Origin of the sequence: Hyphococcus luteus (assembly GCF_002943565.1) — a bacterium.
Lineage (GTDB): Bacteria > Pseudomonadota > Alphaproteobacteria > Caulobacterales > Parvularculaceae > Hyphococcus > Hyphococcus luteus.
On the sequence record NZ_PJCH01000011.1, the window covers coordinates 40591 to 57241 of the forward strand.

General features: G+C 61.7%; 13 protein-coding genes. 6 read left to right on the plus strand and 7 right to left on the minus strand.

Translation table 11 applies throughout. From position 1 onward, the window contains the following. Positions 1-51 precede the first annotated feature (51 nt). Together CW354_RS14490 and CW354_RS14495 are read left to right on the plus strand one after the other, a co-directional pair. Positions 52-864 (plus strand): arylamine N-acetyltransferase family protein, encoded by an 813-nt coding sequence (locus CW354_RS14490; protein ID WP_133162324.1) that lies wholly within the window; start codon positions 52-54, stop codon positions 862-864. Positions 865-926: 62 nt separating this feature from the next. Then, positions 927-1133 (plus strand): hypothetical protein, encoded by a 207-nt coding sequence (locus tag CW354_RS14495; RefSeq protein WP_133162325.1) that lies wholly within the window; start codon positions 927-929, stop codon positions 1131-1133. A 24-nt stretch (positions 1134-1157) separates the two neighbouring features. Here CW354_RS14495 and grxD read toward each other — a convergent pair whose 3' ends face one another. Then, positions 1158-1487, minus strand: coding sequence for a Grx4 family monothiol glutaredoxin (grxD, locus tag CW354_RS14500; protein WP_104830819.1), 330 nt, complete (start codon positions 1485-1487; stop codon positions 1158-1160). 51 nt (positions 1488-1538) lie between these two features. Next, positions 1539-2396, minus strand: coding sequence for an SDR family oxidoreductase (locus tag CW354_RS14505; protein ID WP_104830820.1), 858 nt, complete (start codon positions 2394-2396; stop codon positions 1539-1541). Between the two features lie 200 nt (positions 2397-2596). Between CW354_RS14505 and CW354_RS14510 the strand changes: the two genes are divergently transcribed. Next, complete coding sequence (locus tag CW354_RS14510; RefSeq protein ID WP_104830821.1) at positions 2597-3691, plus strand: SMP-30/gluconolactonase/LRE family protein; 1095 nt, start codon at positions 2597-2599, stop codon at positions 3689-3691. A gap of 1 nt (position 3692) precedes the next feature. On the opposite strand, the gene CW354_RS14515 is transcribed toward CW354_RS14510, so the two are convergent. Next, entirely contained in the window at positions 3693-5639 is a 1947-nt protein-coding gene (locus CW354_RS14515) for a M1 family metallopeptidase (protein ID WP_207764823.1), read from the minus strand. A gap of 222 nt (positions 5640-5861) precedes the next feature. Between CW354_RS14515 and CW354_RS14520 the strand changes: the two genes are divergently transcribed. Further along, positions 5862-7238, plus strand: coding sequence for a sodium-dependent transporter (locus tag CW354_RS14520; RefSeq protein WP_104830823.1), 1377 nt, complete (start codon positions 5862-5864; stop codon positions 7236-7238). Here the strand turns inward: CW354_RS14520 and CW354_RS14525 are convergent. Beyond that, a complete protein-coding gene (locus CW354_RS14525; protein ID WP_104830824.1) occupies positions 7235-8311 on the minus strand; it encodes a serine hydrolase domain-containing protein in 1077 nt (358 codons plus the stop codon). The two genes, CW354_RS14520 and CW354_RS14525, sit on opposite strands and share 4 nt — an antisense overlap. 180 nt (positions 8312-8491) lie before the next feature. On the opposite strand from CW354_RS14525, the gene CW354_RS14530 reads away from it, so the two are divergent. Further along, positions 8492-9205 (plus strand): VPLPA-CTERM sorting domain-containing protein, encoded by a 714-nt coding sequence (locus tag CW354_RS14530; protein WP_104830825.1) that lies wholly within the window; start codon positions 8492-8494, stop codon positions 9203-9205. Between the two features lie 61 nt (positions 9206-9266). On the opposite strand, the gene purL is transcribed toward CW354_RS14530, so the two are convergent. Continuing rightward, a complete protein-coding gene (purL, locus tag CW354_RS24180) occupies positions 9267-12008 on the minus strand; it encodes a phosphoribosylformylglycinamidine synthase subunit PurL (RefSeq protein ID WP_104830826.1) in 2742 nt (913 codons plus the stop codon). Positions 12009-12070: 62 nt separating this feature from the next. Continuing rightward, a complete protein-coding gene (locus CW354_RS14540) occupies positions 12071-12664 on the minus strand; it encodes a winged helix-turn-helix domain-containing protein (RefSeq protein WP_104830827.1) in 594 nt (197 codons plus the stop codon). 83 nt (positions 12665-12747) lie between these two features. Here CW354_RS14540 and CW354_RS14545 point away from each other — a divergent pair, with 83 nt between their 5' ends. After that, complete coding sequence (locus CW354_RS14545) at positions 12748-13863, plus strand: serine hydrolase domain-containing protein (protein WP_165793733.1); 1116 nt, start codon at positions 12748-12750, stop codon at positions 13861-13863. A 35-nt stretch (positions 13864-13898) separates the two neighbouring features. On the opposite strand, the gene CW354_RS14550 is transcribed toward CW354_RS14545, so the two are convergent. Beyond that, positions 13899-16568 carry a response regulator gene (locus CW354_RS14550; RefSeq protein ID WP_165793734.1) on the minus strand — a complete coding sequence of 890 codons (2670 nt, stop codon included), beginning with the start codon at positions 16566-16568 and terminating at the stop codon, positions 13899-13901. Positions 16569-16651: the final 83 nt, after the last annotated feature.

A 16651-nucleotide genomic window follows, 5' to 3' on the forward strand; every position in this document is an offset into this window, starting at 1 on the left:
CCCTTGCGCGGCCATGCTGGAAGCGCGGCCAAAACCGCAAGAGAAACATTCATGGACATTTCCGCCTATTTCGACCGCATCGGCTATCGCGGCGCGCCCCGGGTAGACCTCGCAACGCTGAAAGCCGTTCACCGCGCCCATGTGCTGGCGATCCCGTTTGAAAACCTAGACGTGCAGTTCGGCGTTCCGGTGAGCCGGTCGGCCGGCGCCGTGTTCGACAAGCTCGTGACGCGCAGGCGCGGCGGCTGGTGTTATGAAATGAACGGCCTTCTCGGTTGGGCGCTGGAGGAAATCGGCTTCAAGGTCGCGCGCCTCGCCGCCGCCGTCGACCGTGAAAACCGCGGCGACAGCGCCGTGGGCAATCACCTGGCGCTTATGGTCACGCTCGACGAGCCGTGGCTCGCCGACGCCGGTTTCGGCAAGGGCCTCATCGAACCGGTTCCGCTCAAGCAAGGCCCTTTCGACAACGGCTTCCTGCCCTGCCGGCTTGACCGGATCGAGGGCGGTTGGTGGCGTTATCGCAGCGACCCGCAAAGTGAGGCGTCGAGTTTCGATTTGCATCCCGACATGCGCGAGGACGCATTGCTTGAAAATCGCTGCGCCTGGCTGCAGAGCAATGAGGCGTCGCCTTTCGTGCAGAACGCCGTCGTCCAGCGCTGGCGTGAGGGCGAGCATCTGTGCCTGCGCGGACGCGTATTGCTGCGTCATGCGCCGGCGCAAACGACGACCGAAATGCTCGAAAGCGAAGACGCTTTCATGCGGCTGTTAAAAGACAAGTTCGATCTCGACCTGCCGGAGGCTGCGGCGCTCTGGCCGAAAATCTGCGCGCGCCACGACGCGCTTTTCAGCGCATGTGCAAATTAACTTTTCGTTAATCATATCGAATCACTTTCGACATCTCTGACTTAACAGCCGGGGGGCGATGCATGAGCCGGATGGACGTCACAACGCAGGAGCTGTTCCTGCGACTGGGAACGACTTCGCTATCGCGCAGCGCGCGGGCCGATGCACTGTTCCGGAGATTGCGTTCGGCTGAACAGGACCAACTCGCCGGCGATCTGATGCGTGCGCCCAAGCGCGTCAAAACGCCGGATGCGCAAAACATCCAGCGCGAGCCTAAATTTTCGAAATAACCGGAATGGCGTTCAGACCGCGGGTTAAGCCGCGACGGGCACGCCTTTTTCTTCCAGAAAGCCGCGCAGCTCGCCCTGCTCGAACATCTCGCGGATGATGTCGCAGCCGCCGACGAACTCGCCCTTCACATAAAGCTGGGGAATGGTCGGCCAGTCGGAGAACGTCTTCACGCCCTGACGCAGATCGTCGGACTCCAGCACATTGGCGGCATGATAATCAACGCCGAGATGATCGAGGATCTGCACCACGACCGACGAAAAACCGCATTGTGGGAATTGCGGCGTGCCCTTCATGAAAACCATGACGGGATTGGCGTCGATCTGGGCTTTAATGGCGTCGTGAATATCGGTCATTGAAACACTCCTGCACCGGTCCCGCCTAGCTAGGCGCCCGGGTCCGGGCCGTCAAGGGCGCGCCATTTCGGCGGCGAGCGTTTTTAGCCCCTCCTGCAAAGGCGTATCGCCAAGAATGGCCGGGTCTTGCGGGATTTTATCCATGCCGGCGCGGGCGAGCTGAGCGGCGCTCACGGGAAGGTTAAGACCGGTCTTTTCCAGGGCGCCCACAATGGCTGCAAAAAGTTCCGTGGGAAAAGGCAGCATCAGGGGACTGGCCGCCGCCGCAATTCCGGTCTCGCGGTAAAGCGCGCGCAAGGCGACGGGCTCGGGCCCCGCGACGGCGCGCGTCCGGCCTTGCATCCCGGCATCGAACAGCGCGCCGGCGGCGATCTTCGCAAGGTCTTTGACATAAATCGGCTGCTGCAACGCGCCGGACGCCGCCGGGATCGGGATAAGCGGACGCGCGCGCATCGCCGCCATGAGCCGGGAAAGATTGCCGTCGCCCGGATAGCCGTAAATCATCGTCGGACGCAGGATGACGGCCTGCGGCGCGGCGGCCCGCGTCTGGTCTTCCTTTTCGCGCAGCGCCGCGTAAACCGCCGCCTGCGGATCGACGGCGACATTGTTCGAGGAGAAAAACACGGCCGGTTGGTCGGCGCGCAACAGTGTCGCCGCAGGGGCCGAAACCGTGAGGATCGGCGTAAAGATCGCCGCATCCGCCGCCGCAAGCGCATCGCGCAACGCGGCTCCGTCCTCAAGGTCGAGCCGCAGAGGCGTTGCGCCGGCCGCCTCGATCGCCTCGCGCGCGCCCCCGCGCTCCGTGCGGTAGGCGCCAGTCACAATACGCCCTCGCCCGCGCAAGACCCGCACGATCTCCAGCCCAAGAACGCCGCCCGCGCCAGCCACAAGCACTGTTTTGTCATTCATGGAAGATGAGTAGCGCCCTTCGCCGTTCCTGACCAAGCCGCGCGTCCCATGATTCGCGCCGCGCCTTGCGCAAGGCTACACCCTTCCCGAAGGAACGCCCGGAAAGCCAAGGGAAATTCCACTCCGCTGGCGCGGCCGCGCAGGCTGCGGTAGATTTTCGGCCGGAACGGCGCTGTCATGAAAAACTGGAGCAAGGCTGAATGCGATATCTCTGGACAGGTCTGGCGGCCCTGATTGTGTTTGTCGCCGGCTGGTTTTTATACCACATCATTCCCGCCTCGGGCGCGTTCGCCGATCTAGACCCTAAGCTCGTCAATGACTGCCGTCATGTGGAAGTGGCGCCGGGCACGGAAGACGTCGCCATCGATCCCGAGCTGAACCTCGCCTTCGTTTCCGCCGCCGACCGGCGCGCCTGGTACAACGATACGGGCGCTGAAGGCGTCAATCCGCGCAACGGGATCTACGCGCTGTCCCTCGACGGCTCGGATGCGGTGCGGCGCGTCTCCCCCGCCATGGAAAACTTCCTGCCCCACGGGATCAGCCTGTGGCGCGGCGAAGACGGTGAAAAACGGTTGTTCGCAGTCAATCACCCGCCGGACGGCGAAGAGCTGGTGGAGATCTTCGCGGTCGGCGAGGCTGGCCTATTGACGCATCTCGAAACCGTCTCCTTCGCCGCCATGCGCGCGCCCAACGACATTGTCGCCGTCGGCCCGCGCCAGTTCTACGCCACTAATGACCGGCGTTTCAAAACCGGCCTCATGTCAACGCTCGAAGCCTATTTCGCTTTGCCCATCACGGATGTGGTCTATTTCGACGGCGAGACCGGATGGCCGGTCGTCAAGGGCATGACCTACGCCAACGGGATCAATAAATCCGCAGACGGATCGACCATTTACATCGCCGAGCTTTTAAAGCGGCGCATCGACGTCTTTTCGCGCGATGCGGAAACCGGCGCGCTGAAGCGCGTCAAAAAACTCCCCGTCAACACCGCGCCGGACAATATCGACGTCGCCGACGACGGCGCGCTCTGGGTTGCGGGGCATTCGAAGATTTTCGAATTCGTCGAACACGCAAAGAACCCGGATGCGATCGCGCCGTCTCACGTCATCCGTGTCGACCCGCGCACGGGCCGCAAATCCGACGTTTTCATCGATGTCGACGGCAAGATCAACGCCTCATCGGTCGGCGCGGCCTGGGACAACACGCTGATCGTCGGCGCGGTCTTCGACAGCCATGTCATGGTCTGCCCGATGCTGGAAATCCTCCTGCGCGGGCCGGCAACGGACGCGCACTGAGCTATTCCGAGAAAATTTCGTCGATGCGCCGCTGCGCAATCGGATGATAGCCGGGGCGCGCGCTCGCATAGACGGCTTCGGCCCACTCGCGATGTCCGTTGTCCACAAGGCTCTGATAAAGCGGATAGATGAACTTGCCGCGCCCAACGCTCGTCAGGAAAACATCGAGCGGCTCGAAGACCGGCTCGTAGCCCGCTTGAATGGCCTTCAGATACCAGGCGCAGGCGATCTCCGCATTGTGAGAGCCTGAAAGTTCAAACCGGTCGTCGAGCGCCGCCAGTTGCTCGGTGGTGACGGAATTCGGCAACGCGCGCAGGAAATACAGCCATTCATGGGTCGTCCAGGCGCTGGTTTCGAGCCCGCCGGCGTCGCCGCCGCCGAGCCATGCGTCGAGTTGCGCCTGCACCTTTTCGAACGCGTCGGACTTCGGATCTTCGATCGAATCCGGAAAGCCCGGCTCATAAACCCAGGCGTCGATCTCTTCTTTCGTCACTGCGTCAGGGTGATCCTCCCACAGATTATCTTCGAAATAGGAAAGGAAATCCTCCGTCGTCACCGACTGGAAAGCGTAATGGTCGAAATAGGATTTCAGGAATTCATCGAAAGTCTCGCGGCCGAAACGCGTTTCGAGAAACTTCAGGAAGAACATTCCGCCCACATAAGAAACGTCGCCGAAAGCGTCGTCGGGATGGTTCATATCAGCCGGCATTTTCAGCGCTGTCAGCGCCGGGTCCGGCGCGATGTCGACTTCGTTCATCAGGGACTTCTTATCGAGCGCGCGCTCCATCACCGCCCGCTCCGGCCCGTAGAGCGCCTCCATGGTGCGGTTTTCGACATAGCTCGTGAAGCCTTCATTCAGCCAGGCGTCGCGCCATGTCGCATTGGTGACGAGATTGCCCGACCATGAATGGGCGAGCTCGTGGGCGACCACATTTGTAAGGCTCTTGTCCCCGGCGATGAGCGTCGGCGTCATGAAGGACAGCCGCGGGTTCTCCATGCCCCCGAAAGGAAAGCTCGGCGGCAGGACGAGAAGATCGTAGCGTCCCCAGCGGTAAGGCCCGTACATCGCCTCGATGGCGTCCATCATTTTCGGCGTGTCTTCGAACTCGGCCGCGGCGTCATCGACGATATAATCTTCCGAATAAACGCCGACGTCCTCGCTGATGGCGCGGAATTCGATATCGCCGACCGCGAGCGCCAGCAGATAGGACGGGATCGGCTGCGACATTTTAAAGGAATAATCGCCGTCGCGCGGACCTTCATCCTGGCGCGCGCTCATCACCGCGATCAGCTCCGGCGGCGTCGTTACATGCGCGTCATAGGTGAATCGGACCGCGGGCGTGTCCTGCAAGGGGGCCATGGTGCGCGCGTAAAGCGGTTGGAACTGGGTGAAGAGATAGGGAAACTCCCCGCCCTTGGTCTGTTCCGGGGAAAGCCATTGAATGCCTTCCGCTTGCGGGCTCGTCACATAATCGATGCGCACCCTGTCGGCGCCCGCGGGCAGCGCGATTTCAAATTTCGAGCCCATGATATCATCGTCCGGGCCCATCTCGTAATCGGTTTCGACCCAGTCGCCGTCCACATCCGCCTCGACGGTGTTGATGGTCAGGTCATTGGCGTCCAGCACCAGCTCGTCTGCGTCGCTCTTGCGGGTGAAATCGAGGATCGCCTTGCCGGCGATGGTCTTCGCCTCGAAATCCACATCGAGATCGAGATCCACATGGGTGACGGCGACATCCTCGTAATTGGCGTAGGTGAACCTATCGCGCGCCTCGTTCTGGCTGAGCGTTTCCCAGCTTGCTTCCTTTTCCGTTCCGGGCGTCTGGTCGCTGGCGTCGTCTTCGATATAGGAGATTTCCTCCTCCGGCGCGGCGCCGTCTCGCGAACAGGCGCCCAGCGCCAGGATCAAAGCCAGAACACTTGTCCCGGCGGCCATACGAACTGACATGCAACCTCCTGAAATCAGCTGGCCGGAACCTATCCCCCGGCCCCGCAGACGGCAAGCGCGGCTTTCGGGGCGAAGCGACGCGCGCTAATATGGCCGGCCTGACCATTCGCCCGCCTGTTTTCTAACCAAAGTGAGTGGCCAAAACTCGAGGCCCAGCGCCAAACCGCGCGGCCCAAGGAAGAATACAACAAGCCAACACGGGATTAAGGGAGAATACACCACATGGTCAGCGCACCTTCAGGCGGCGCCGCAACGCCGCAATGGTCCTCGCGCTTTGCGTTTTTGATGGCGTCCATCGGCTCGGCGGTCGGGCTCGGCAATCTCTGGCGGTTTCCGTTTCAGACCGGCCAGAACGGCGGCTCCGCCTTCGTTTTCATTTATCTGATCTGCGTCGTCTTCGTCGCCTATCCGATCCTCATGAGTGAGCTTGCAGTGGGCCGGCACAAAGGCCTTTCCGCCGTGGGTTCCGCCGTCCAGCTCGCCCGCGACGCCGGCCAGTCGTCTTCCTGGGGGCTCGTCGGCTGGGTCGGCGTCATCGCAGGCTTTCTGGTCGTCACCACCTATAGCGTCGTCGCCGGACAGGTCGCGGCCTACTCGCTGATGTCGTTCTTCGGCGTATTCGCCGGCGCCGATCCGCTGACGGCGGGGCAATCGACGCCGCTTTATGACGGCCCGTGGATGGCGTTTGGCTGGCACGCCATGTTCATGACAATGACGGTTTTCATTGTTGCACAGAATATTCAGTCCGGCATCGAACGCGTTTGCACGGTTTTGATGCCAATGTTCTTTGTGATGCTGGCCGGGCTTTGCGTCTATGCGCTCGCCACTGGCGCCGCCGACAAGGCCATCGAATATCTCTTTACGCCGCGTTTTTCCGAAGTCGGGCCGGCCGTCTTTCTTGCTGCGCTGGGCCAGGCCTTTTTCTCCATCGGCGTCGGCGCGGGAATCCTGCTCACTTACGGATCTTTTTTGCCGAAAGACGTCAATATCGGCAACAATGCAGGCGTCATCGCCGGCGCCGACACGCTGGTGGCGGTTGTTGCCGGCCTTATGATCTTCCCCATCGTTTTCGCCAACGGGCTCGACCCGGCGGCAGGCGCGGGGCTCATTTTCGGCGCCCTGCCCGCGGTCTTTTCAGGCATGCCCGGGGGCTCTTTTATTGGCGGGGTCTTCTTCCTGCTTGCTTTTGTCGCCGCCATCACCTCTTCGATTTCGCTGCTGATGGGCGTTACGATGGTCGGCGTCGAACAGTTGAAGCTGTCGCGGGCGCAGTCGGCCATGGTTTTCGGCGCCGGGGGGTTCTTGATCGGCGCCGTTTCCATTTTCGCGCCGGCCAGCGCGCCATGGATCGATTTTATTTCCGGCAGCGTGATGCTTCCCCTCGGCGGTCTCCTGATTTCGATCTTCGCCGGCTGGATCGCGCCGCGCAAAAACATGCGCGAAGAGCTTCACAACACCAGCGAGGGCCTCTTCAAGTTCTGGCGCTTTTTCACGCGCTACGCCGCGCCGATCGCTGTTTTCGTTATCCTGGTGCTCGGCGTTGACGCCAAATTTAATTTCGGCCTTAACGCCCTGATTTCAGGGATGACCGGCGGCTAATCAACGCGCCCATAGTCGAGCCAGTCGGCTATGGGCGTCACGTCGCCCACGACCGGCTCGGCGATGGGCTCGATCAGTTTAAGGCCGTTATAGGCGTTGGCGAAATAAACGACGCCGTCGCGGGTTGCGGGATTGAACGCCGCAAAGGCCTTGAACTGCTTGTTGTCGCCCCAGTGAAAATAGACGACGCCATCGTCTCTTGACTGCACGCCCCAGCCGAGCGCCCAGACGATCTCCGGATCGTCGGTGGGCGATTGCGGGCGCAACATGTCGCCGCGCGCTCCGATGTCCATGCCGGCGCCGTTGCAGACATAAGCGAGAAACTGCGCGTAATCCTGCGCATTGGTGAGCGCGGAATAAGCCGCTCCGGCGCGCGGCGCCGGCTTCATCGCCCGGCCCGCTTCCTTGCCGCCGTTTTCGTCATGCCCAAAGGCGGGCGTCATGCCGGGCTTTATCGGCGCCGACAGCATGCTGTGCGCCATGACATCGCCGAGGCGGTCTTCGAAAAGCCGGTCGAGACTTTCGCCGGTCCTGGATTCCACATAGGCTTGCAGCAGCATATAGGCCTCGCCGGAATACCCGAATTTCGTATCCGGCGGATTTTTGAACTCGATCGAGCCCCACGTTTCCTTATCCAGCGGGTCGCTCGCCCAGTTGGGAAAGCCGGACCGATGTTCGAGGATAATGCGCGGGGTGAGTTTTGCGTAAGCGTCCTTGTCCGTAACGCGCGGATAGTCGAAGTCATCCGCCAGTGGTTTATCGAGATCGATGACGCCTTCGTCGGCAAGTTGATTGACGATCACCGTAAAAAGCGTCTTGGTCAGCGAAGCGGCTTCGAAAATCGTGTCGGGACCGACCGGCTCGCCCGTTTCGACATCAGCAACGCCGTAATAGGAAACGTCTTTAAGGGCGCAATCGGTGATGGTCGCGACGGCGAGGCCGGGAATGTTTGCCGCGTCCATAAGCCCTGCAATATCCGGCGCAGGATTTTCCTTTGCATTTTCGGTCTGACTGCAGCCGGCGGCCGCCATCAGTGAAAGCGCCAATAGGGCGCGAAAAACCGGTGCGATCATAGGCCCCTCCCTTGAGCGCCTTGATTTCTAAAACAGATCGCCCTCCGGAAAAACCCGGGCCGCCGCAAGCAAAGAACGGCCCGGCGCGCGCATGTCGCCAAACCGTCAGCCCACGTTGCGCCTTGTGGAAAACGCCTTCGGGGCGTATAAAAAGAGCGCTTTATAGCAAAGGGGGAGATTATGAAGCATCTAGTCAGCATTGTTGCGTTTTGTTTCGCCGCCAGCGTTCCGGCGGCGCACGCCGCCTATGTCGGCGGAACCAGTTATCAGGACTTCGCCACCGACAGCCCGTTCGCCGGGGCCGATTTTTCCGGCGGATATTTTTACCTCGAAAATTTCGAAGACGCCGCGCTCGACACGCCGGGCGTGTCAGCATCGGCCGGAAACGTCGCCTCGCTCTCCGGCTTTTCTGGCGCCATCATCGACTCCGTCGATGAAGACGACGGATCGGTCGACGGCCAGTGCGTCGGATGTGATTCATGGTTTTACAGTTCCGGCCCCACCGGGATCACTTTCACCTTTAACGAAGCTGTCCTCGGCGCGCTGCCGACCCATGCCGGCATCGTCTGGACCGACGGCGCCAATGACATACAGTTCGAGGCCTTTGATGCGGACGGCGACTCGCTCGGCGTCTTCGGACCTTTCATGAACGCCGGCCCCGGCGTCGCCGACCAGGATGTCGTTGAAGACACCTTCCTCGGCGTCATTGCGGCGACGGGCGTCAGCGCCTTTCATGTGTTCAGCGGATCGGCCGGCATCGAGGTCGATCACCTGCAATACGGCCTCGCGAATCTCGACGGCGTGTCGGACGTGCCGGTCCCGGCGGCGCTGCCGCTATTCCTCGCCGGCCTTGCGGGGCTCGGCGCCGCGCGCCGGCGCAAGAAACGCGTTTAGCGGATAGCAAAACAGGCGCTCTCTTGAGCGCCTGTTTTTTGAAGCCGCAACAATAGAAGCGCTATTCCTTCGCTTCGGTCTCCAGCGCCAGGGCGTGAAGCTCGCCGCCCATGCGGCCCTTCAAGGCGCGATAGACGAGCTGGTGCTGCTGCACCCGGGATTTGCCGTTGAAGGCCGAGGAAACGATGCGCGCACGCCAGTGGTCGTTGTCGCCGGCGAGGTCTTCGAGTTCGATTTCCGCGTCGGGCAGCGCTTCGAGAATGAGTTTCTTGATGTCTTCGCCAGCCATGGCCATGGAATTGGTCTCCTTTGCGCCGCTCTTCATGTAATCCGGCAGCGCAGATTCAAAAATGTCAGATAAATCAAGCAGGGACAACGCATCCCTGTCGTCCAGCAAGAGGTCCGGCCCGCCGAAACGGCCAATTTTCGAGGCCTGAACGCCCGCCATCGCCGCCTTGAGGAGAAGCGTGTCGGCGGCGGCCGGCGCGGCGGCCAGAAGATAGCGGCCCTGATCCTCGCCGAACCAGAAGGCCGCCTTGCGCGCCTTCACCGGCGTCGTGAGATTAAGGCCGCGCCCGGCCGAGAGCGCCATTTCCGCCGCCGCGACGAGAAGCCCGCCATCGGCGACGTCGTGACAGGCCGTCACGATCCCTTCATCGATCAGCTTACGGATTAAGTCGCCGGTCTTGCGCTCAAGCTCAAGATCGACGGGCGGCGGCGCGCCCTCCTCCAGGCCGAAAAGCTCGCGCAGATAAAGCGACTGACCGAGCCAGCCCCGGGTGACGCCGACGGCGATCAGTTCCTCGCCCGCTTCCGCGCCGCCGACGCGGACGGCCTTGGTCACGTCTTCGATAACGCCGACGCCGCCAATCGCCGGGGTCGGCGGGATCGCCGCGCCGTTGGTTTCGTTATAGAGCGAGACATTGCCCGAAACGACCGGATAATTGAGCGCTTCGCAGGCCTCGGCGACGCCTTCGACAGCGCCGACGAACTGCGCCATGACCTCGGGGCGCTCAGGATTGCCGAAATTGAGACAATTGGTGATCGCAAGCGGCGCGGCGCCGGTCGCGCAGATATTGCGATAGGTTTCGGCGACCGCCTGCTTGCCGCCCTCATGGGGATCGGCCTTCACATAGCGCGGCGTGACGTCCGTCGTCACGGCCAGGCCCCGATTGGCGCCATGCACGCGGATGAGCGCCGCGTCCCCGCCCGGCGCGATGACCGTGTCGCCCATGACCGTGTGATCGTATTGCTCCCAGATCCAGCGGCGCGAGCACAGATCCGGCGCCGCCATCAGTTTCGCGAGCGCCGTCAGCATGGTGTCGCCGCCCGGCGCTTCGGCGAGCGAGAGTTGTTCTTCGCGCTGTTCCACTTCTGCGGTTTCGACGACGCCGCTCGAGGCGAGATTGCGCGCGGCTTCCTCGAAGCCGTCGAATTTAACCCCGTCCGGTTTCGACCGGGCGTAGATTTTCGCCTCGCCCGGCGTCAAGGTCATGCCAACCGCCTCCACAAGTTCCGCGTCCGACAGCCGGTCGGCGATCAGCGTTTCGGCGATGGTGCGCATTTCCTCTTCGGATTTGCCGGGACTTTTGAGCACCGCCTGCGCCTCGCGATAAGTCAGCGCCGGATCGGGCAGCGGCGCCGGTTTCGGCTGCGGCTCATAAGGCCGGTCGTAATTGGGCGCGTCGTCGGCGAGCGGCGGCACCGGCATGTCGGCGACGGTCTCGCCCTGATGCTTGATGACCAGCCGGCCCGTGTCGGTGGTGACGCCAATCACCGCGAAATCGACGCCCCATTTCTCGAAAATCGCGCGCGCCGCGTCTTCCCGCCCCGGCTTCAGGACCATGAGCATGCGCTCCTGGCTTTCCGAGAGCATCATTTCATAAGCGGTCATGTTTTCTTCGCGCTGTGGCACGTGATCGAGATCGAGCTCGAAGCCGCCGCCGCCCTTGGCCGCCATTTCAACAGACGACGAGGTTAGGCCCGCCGCACCCATATCCTGAATGGCGACAATGGCGTCGGAGGCCATCAGTTCAAGACAGGCTTCGAGCAGCAATTTTTCCGTGAACGGATCGCCGACCTGCACCGTGGGGCGCTTTTCCTCCGACGCGTCGTCGAACTCCGCCGAGGCCATGGTGGCGCCGTGAATGCCGTCGCGGCCCGTCTTCGAGCCCACATAAACGACTGGATTGCCGGCGCCGCGGGCGGCGGAATAAAAGATCCTGGCCTTCTCGGCGATCCCCACGGTCATGGCGTTGACGAGAATATTGCCGTTATAGCCGGGGTGGAAATTCGTCTCGCCGCCGACCGTCGGCACGCCCATGCAATTGCCATAGCCGCCGATGCCGGCGACGACGCCGCCGACAAGATGGCGGGTTTTCGGGTGGGACCAGTCGCCAAAACGGAGCGCGTTCAGGTTGGCCACCGGCCGCGCGCCCATGGTGAAGACGTCGCGCATGATGCCGCCGACGCCGGTCGCCGCGCCCTGATAAGGCTCGATGAAGCTCGGGTGGTTGTGGCTTTCCATTTTGAAGACGGCGACCAGGGGAACGCCGTCATTGTCATTGCCGATGTCGATGACCCCGGCGTTCTCGCCCGGCCCCTGCACCACCCAGGGCGCCGATGTGGGGAGTTTCTTCAGATGCCGCCGCGAGGATTTATACGAGCAGTGCTCGGACCACATGACCGAAAACACCCCGAGCTCCACGAGATTGGGCTCGCGGCCCATATGCGCCTTGATGCGCTCATATTCGTCCGCGTTAAGGCCGTGTTCGGCGACGATTTCAGGGGTGATGGCGGTCATGATCGGTCCAGCTGGCTAAACGCCGCTTCCATAGGCCGGTTGGGCGTTTCGCGCAAATGCCCTCATGACCGGTCGAGGCTGGCCATACACTCGTTTTCCGGCGCGCCGGGCGGACACAGGATCATCTCCCGCTCAATCGTCCTTGGCGGGGTCAAAAGCCCGAAGGCGACGATAATTGCGATCATCAGCCCGACGCCGCAAGCGAGCCCTTTATAGAATTCTTTCCGGGCGCCGAAATGCGCCGTCACAGCGTCCATAAGAGACGGCCGCGCGATCTTGGACGCAGCCATTTGCGCTGGCGCCGCCTCAAGTTGATACCCGAATTTCGGAATTGTCCGAATGACGCGATAGGGCCGCTGCTCGTCACCCAATATCCGCCTCAGTTTCGAAACCGCCTGGGTCAGCGCCTCGTCGGACCCTTCGTCTCCCCAGACATCATCGAGCAGCACCCCGCGGGCGACGGGACCGTCCGCCTCGGCCAGCCGCATGAGCAAATCGCCAAGACGCGGCTCCAAAACCTGCGTCGCCCCGCCGGCCTCTAAGCGGCGAGCCCCCGGATAATAGATTGCGCCCTCAATACGCATTGCGTTTTCATTGAAGGACGGCGTCGCTTCTTTGGCGGCTTCCGGGGCGGTCGACAGATCGGCGACAGACATCAATATCTCGAAATGTTTCCTCAGGACTTCCGGGCGCGGTTCCGGCGAGGATGCGACGGAATCACCCCGGAAAGGATAAGCCAATGAAAACAACAAACCAACCCGCCGGTTGGCGGCGTATCGTGCGAGCAGGCCGCCTCGCCGCGCTGTGCCTCGCCCTGGCCCCGGCCGCCGCCTGGGCTTTTGAGAATGCAGCCCCGGCTGCGGCGGCGGACGACAAAGCAGAGCGCATCGAGGCTGCAATAAGGAGAGTGGAGAAGATGGGCTTCAAAGGCGTCATCGCCATCGCCTATGACGGCGCAGCGCCAATATATGCTGGTTTCGGCAATGGCGCGGCTGCCGGAAAACCCGACGAGAACACCCTCCTCGATTGCGGCTCCATCACAAAGACATTCACGGCCGCGGCCGCCCTGAAACTGGTCGATGCGGGCAAGCTGCAGACATCAGACCGGCTGGAGAAATTCTTTCCGGACGTCCCGGCGGACAAGGCCCAGATTACCGTCCATCAACTGCTCACCCATTCCGCAGGCTTCCCAGGCGCGGTCAGCGGCGATCTTGAATATCTGCCAAAAGACGAATTTCTGAAACGGGCTATGGCGGCGCCCCTGCTTTTCGAACCGGGCTCGGCCTATGAATATTCAAATGTGGGCTATTCGCTGGTTGCGGCCATTATCGAAAAGCTGAGCGGCAAAAACTACGAGACTCATCTTCGCGAAGATCTGCTTGGCGGGATCGATGCGCCCGGCATCGGTTACGAGGCCGCTTTCGACCCGGCGCGCTCCATGCTGACGGCCGACGGTGAAACCATCGACAAAGCCAGTTGGGGCGGCCGCTCTCATTGGGCGTTGATTGGCAATGGCGGGTTGCTCGTCACAGCGAAGGACATGATTGCATTCCGCCGCGCCTTCGCCGCGGGAAAGCTCGTTTCCAACGCCGCCGTCAATCTGGCCCAGACGCCCATGGTGCGCGAAGGCGAAGGCGCGCCGAGTCACTACGGTTACGGCATGGTGATCGAAAACCGTCCGCAGCTCGGCCGTGTCTATTGGCACAATGGCGGCAATCCGCATTTCATATCGAACTGGTCGGATTTCGTAGACCACGGCGTGACCATTTTCGCCTCTTCCAATGGGACGGAGGTGGATGGAGACATGGCGGTTGACGCCATCGCCGCGGAGTTGATCCTGCCTGTCCAAGAGTAGGCGGCTATCGCCGCCTACTGCAGCAAGCCGGCGCCTCAGGCGGCGCCGCGCGCCGCGTCGTCTTTTATATGCTGGGAGATTTTCTTGCTGAGAATTTTCGGCGTCACCGGCTTCGACATGTAATCGTCCATGCCGGATTCCATGCACTGGTCCATATCGCCTTTCACAGCGTGAGCGGTGACGCCGATGATTGGCGTGCGCTGGCTGCTTTCGGTTTCGAGCGCGCGGATCGCCGCCGTCGCCTCATAACCGTTCATTTCCGGCATGGAGACATCCATGAGGATGACTTTGGGCTTGAAGCGCTGGAAACCCTCAACCGCCTCCCGGCCATTCGCCGCCATTTCAAAACTGAAGCCTTCGGACTTGAGGATGTGTGAGATGACAAGCCGGTTGACCTCATTGTCTTCAGCGACAAGGACGTCGATCTCGTCTGCCGGCGCCGGCGGCGCGGCGCAGTCCGTTTCTTCCGGCGGCGCCGGCGAAACAGGCTCGTCTCCAGCAGCTGTCGGTTTTGCGGGCGTGTACGGCGCTTTATGCACGACTTCGGCGATGGTTCTGAGGAGCGCGCCGGAACGGGCGGGTTTCGTCAGATGCGCATCGATTCCAAGCGCGGCGAAGCGTTCGCCGGCGTCCGCCTGATCGACGGAGGTCAAAAGGATGACCGGGGTGGCGGCGATTGCGGTTTCCGCACGGATGCGCTGCACAGTCTGGGCGCCGTTCATGCCGGGCATGTGATAATCCATGATGACGACGTCATAAGGATCGCCGGCGGCCCCGGCCTGGGCGAGCAATCTCAGCGCGGCGGCGCCGCTGTCGCAGGCGACGCAGGGAAATCCCCAGGCCGCAGCCTGTTCTTCGAGAATGCGCCGGTTCACTTCATTATCGTCGACGATCAGGATCTTGGCGTCCACGGCCTCCGGCGCGCTGTCGCCGTCTTCAAGAGGCTGTTCGTTTACCGGCAAGGCCACTGTAAACCAGAAAACGGAGCCGAGGCCGGGCGTCGAGTCGACGCCGATATCGCCGCCCATCAGCTCTACAAGCGCCTTGGCGATGGCGAGCCCCAGCCCCGTGCCCTCATAGGTGCGTGTCGACGAAACGTCCGCCTGGTTGAACTTCTCGAAAATCTCCGTGCGTTTGTTTTCCGGAATGCCGATGCCGGTGTCCTTGACGCTGAATTTCAACGCGACTCTTTCTTCGCAGGGCTCGGAAACCGGCGAAACATCCACCAGCACATAGCCCTTATCCGTGAATTTCACCGCATTGCCGGCGAGATTGATCAGGATCTGGCGCAAACGCCCAGCGTCGCCGCGAAAAGCCGGCGGCAGGCTCGGATCGATGCGCACGGCGATTTCAACATCCTTTTCCTGCGCGCGGGCCGCGATCAGGGTTGAAACGTCCTCAACGATGTCGGCGAGACGGAAAGGCGCCGAATGGAGCGAGGCCATCCCGGCGTCAAGCTTGGAGAAGTCGAGAATGTCGTTGATGATGGTGAGGAGCGCGTCGCTTGACTTCACGATGACGTCGACAAACGTCTTCTGTGTTTCGGTAAGCTTGGTGTTGTTCAATAGATCGGCCATGCCCATGACGCCGTTCATCGGCGTGCGGATTTCATGGCTCATATTAGCGAGAAATTGTGTTTTGGCGCGTTCGGCGGCTTCCGCGGCGTTCAACGCAGAAGCAAGCTCGCTTGTGTGTTTTTCAACGCGGCCAATGAGATTCGTAAAGCTGTTGTAGAGAATGCCGATCTCGTCCTGGCGGGCCGCGAGATCGTCATCGCGTTCGGATGTCTCGGCGCTCGCCGAGGAGATGATCTGCGTCAGGCGCTGCACGGGCCTCACCGCAATGCGCGTCAGAACCGCGCTTACAATGCCGATGAACAAGAGAACCATCGCCGCCAGCCATGCGAAGGCGGAAAGCAGGGTGCGCTCACCGATGGCCGTGATTTCCCGGGGCGTCTTGGCTGTCAGCATGGCGACGGGCGCGCCGTCGGCGCCGATGATCGGTTCGGCGATGGTGATGAAGCCGTCAGTTCGCGTTACGGATTTTTCAGCGTGCGCCGCCGCCGGGTTTGCGTCGTCCAAGGACGCGATGTCGATCGTCACCCGGGTCTGACGGCTCAATGCATCGAGAAAAGCCGCATCGAGGATGCGGCCAGTCAGAAGGTGCCCAACATAAGCGCCGCCGCCGTCGGTTCGGGTGACGGGCGCATAGGCGACGAGCATCGGACCTGCCGATGTTTGGAGGATCGTCTGATTGACGGCATCCGGAGAAAGTTCAGCGCGCAAGCCTTTCCAGCCGCCGAAGCGGGAGGGCGCATAAGCGTCAATGCCGACTTCCGTCTCCATGCCTTCGTCGATGGCGACGCCGTCGATCAGCGATCCATCGGCGCTCATATATAGATAAATGTTAAGGCTCAGTTCTTCGAGCAGCGACAGCGGCAGCTCATCCTCAATAAAGTCCGGATTGGCGCCGCGAACATAGTCATAGGCGTCGTCCCAGACGCCGTAATCCCTGCGATAGGCTTCAAGCTGCTGCAATTCGCGAGTGATGACGTTCTGCGCGCGCTCGAAATTGTCGGAGGCTTTTTCGAATTCGAACGCAGCAAATTTCGGCGCGACCGACGCATGCAACGCCGCCCATAGAAGCGCGCAGAGGGCGATAAACGCCGCTCCCAGCGCAAGCGAAACCTTTTGCGTTATCCGCATCCTCTCCCCCGAGTTCGGGATGCATAAATCTAGGCGGTAAAAATTAACCGGGCCTGAAGACTTAAATTCCAGGTCCGGCCGCC

Coding starts and splice junctions, on each gene's coding strand:
- CW354_RS14490 (WP_133162324.1), top strand. CDS start 52: ATGGACATTTCCGCCTATTTCGACCGCATCGGCTATCGCGGCGCGCCC.
- CW354_RS14495 (WP_133162325.1), top strand. CDS start 927: ATGAGCCGGATGGACGTCACAACGCAGGAGCTGTTCCTGCGACTGGGA.
- grxD (WP_104830819.1), bottom strand. CDS start 1,487: ATGACCGATATTCACGACGCCATTAAAGCCCAGATCGACGCCAATCCC.
- CW354_RS14505 (WP_104830820.1), bottom strand. CDS start 2,396: ATGAATGACAAAACAGTGCTTGTGGCTGGCGCGGGCGGCGTTCTTGGG.
- CW354_RS14510 (WP_104830821.1), top strand. CDS start 2,597: ATGCGATATCTCTGGACAGGTCTGGCGGCCCTGATTGTGTTTGTCGCC.
- CW354_RS14515 (WP_207764823.1), bottom strand. CDS start 5,639: ATGTCAGTTCGTATGGCCGCCGGGACAAGTGTTCTGGCTTTGATCCTG.
- CW354_RS14520 (WP_104830823.1), top strand. CDS start 5,862: ATGGTCAGCGCACCTTCAGGCGGCGCCGCAACGCCGCAATGGTCCTCG.
- CW354_RS14525 (WP_104830824.1), bottom strand. CDS start 8,311: ATGATCGCACCGGTTTTTCGCGCCCTATTGGCGCTTTCACTGATGGCG.
- CW354_RS14530 (WP_104830825.1), top strand. CDS start 8,492: ATGAAGCATCTAGTCAGCATTGTTGCGTTTTGTTTCGCCGCCAGCGTT.
- purL (WP_104830826.1), bottom strand. CDS start 12,008: ATGACCGCCATCACCCCTGAAATCGTCGCCGAACACGGCCTTAACGCG.
- CW354_RS14540 (WP_104830827.1), bottom strand. CDS start 12,664: ATGTCTGTCGCCGATCTGTCGACCGCCCCGGAAGCCGCCAAAGAAGCG.
- CW354_RS14545 (WP_165793733.1), top strand. CDS start 12,748: ATGAAAACAACAAACCAACCCGCCGGTTGGCGGCGTATCGTGCGAGCA.
- CW354_RS14550 (WP_165793734.1), bottom strand. CDS start 16,568: ATGCGGATAACGCAAAAGGTTTCGCTTGCGCTGGGAGCGGCGTTTATC.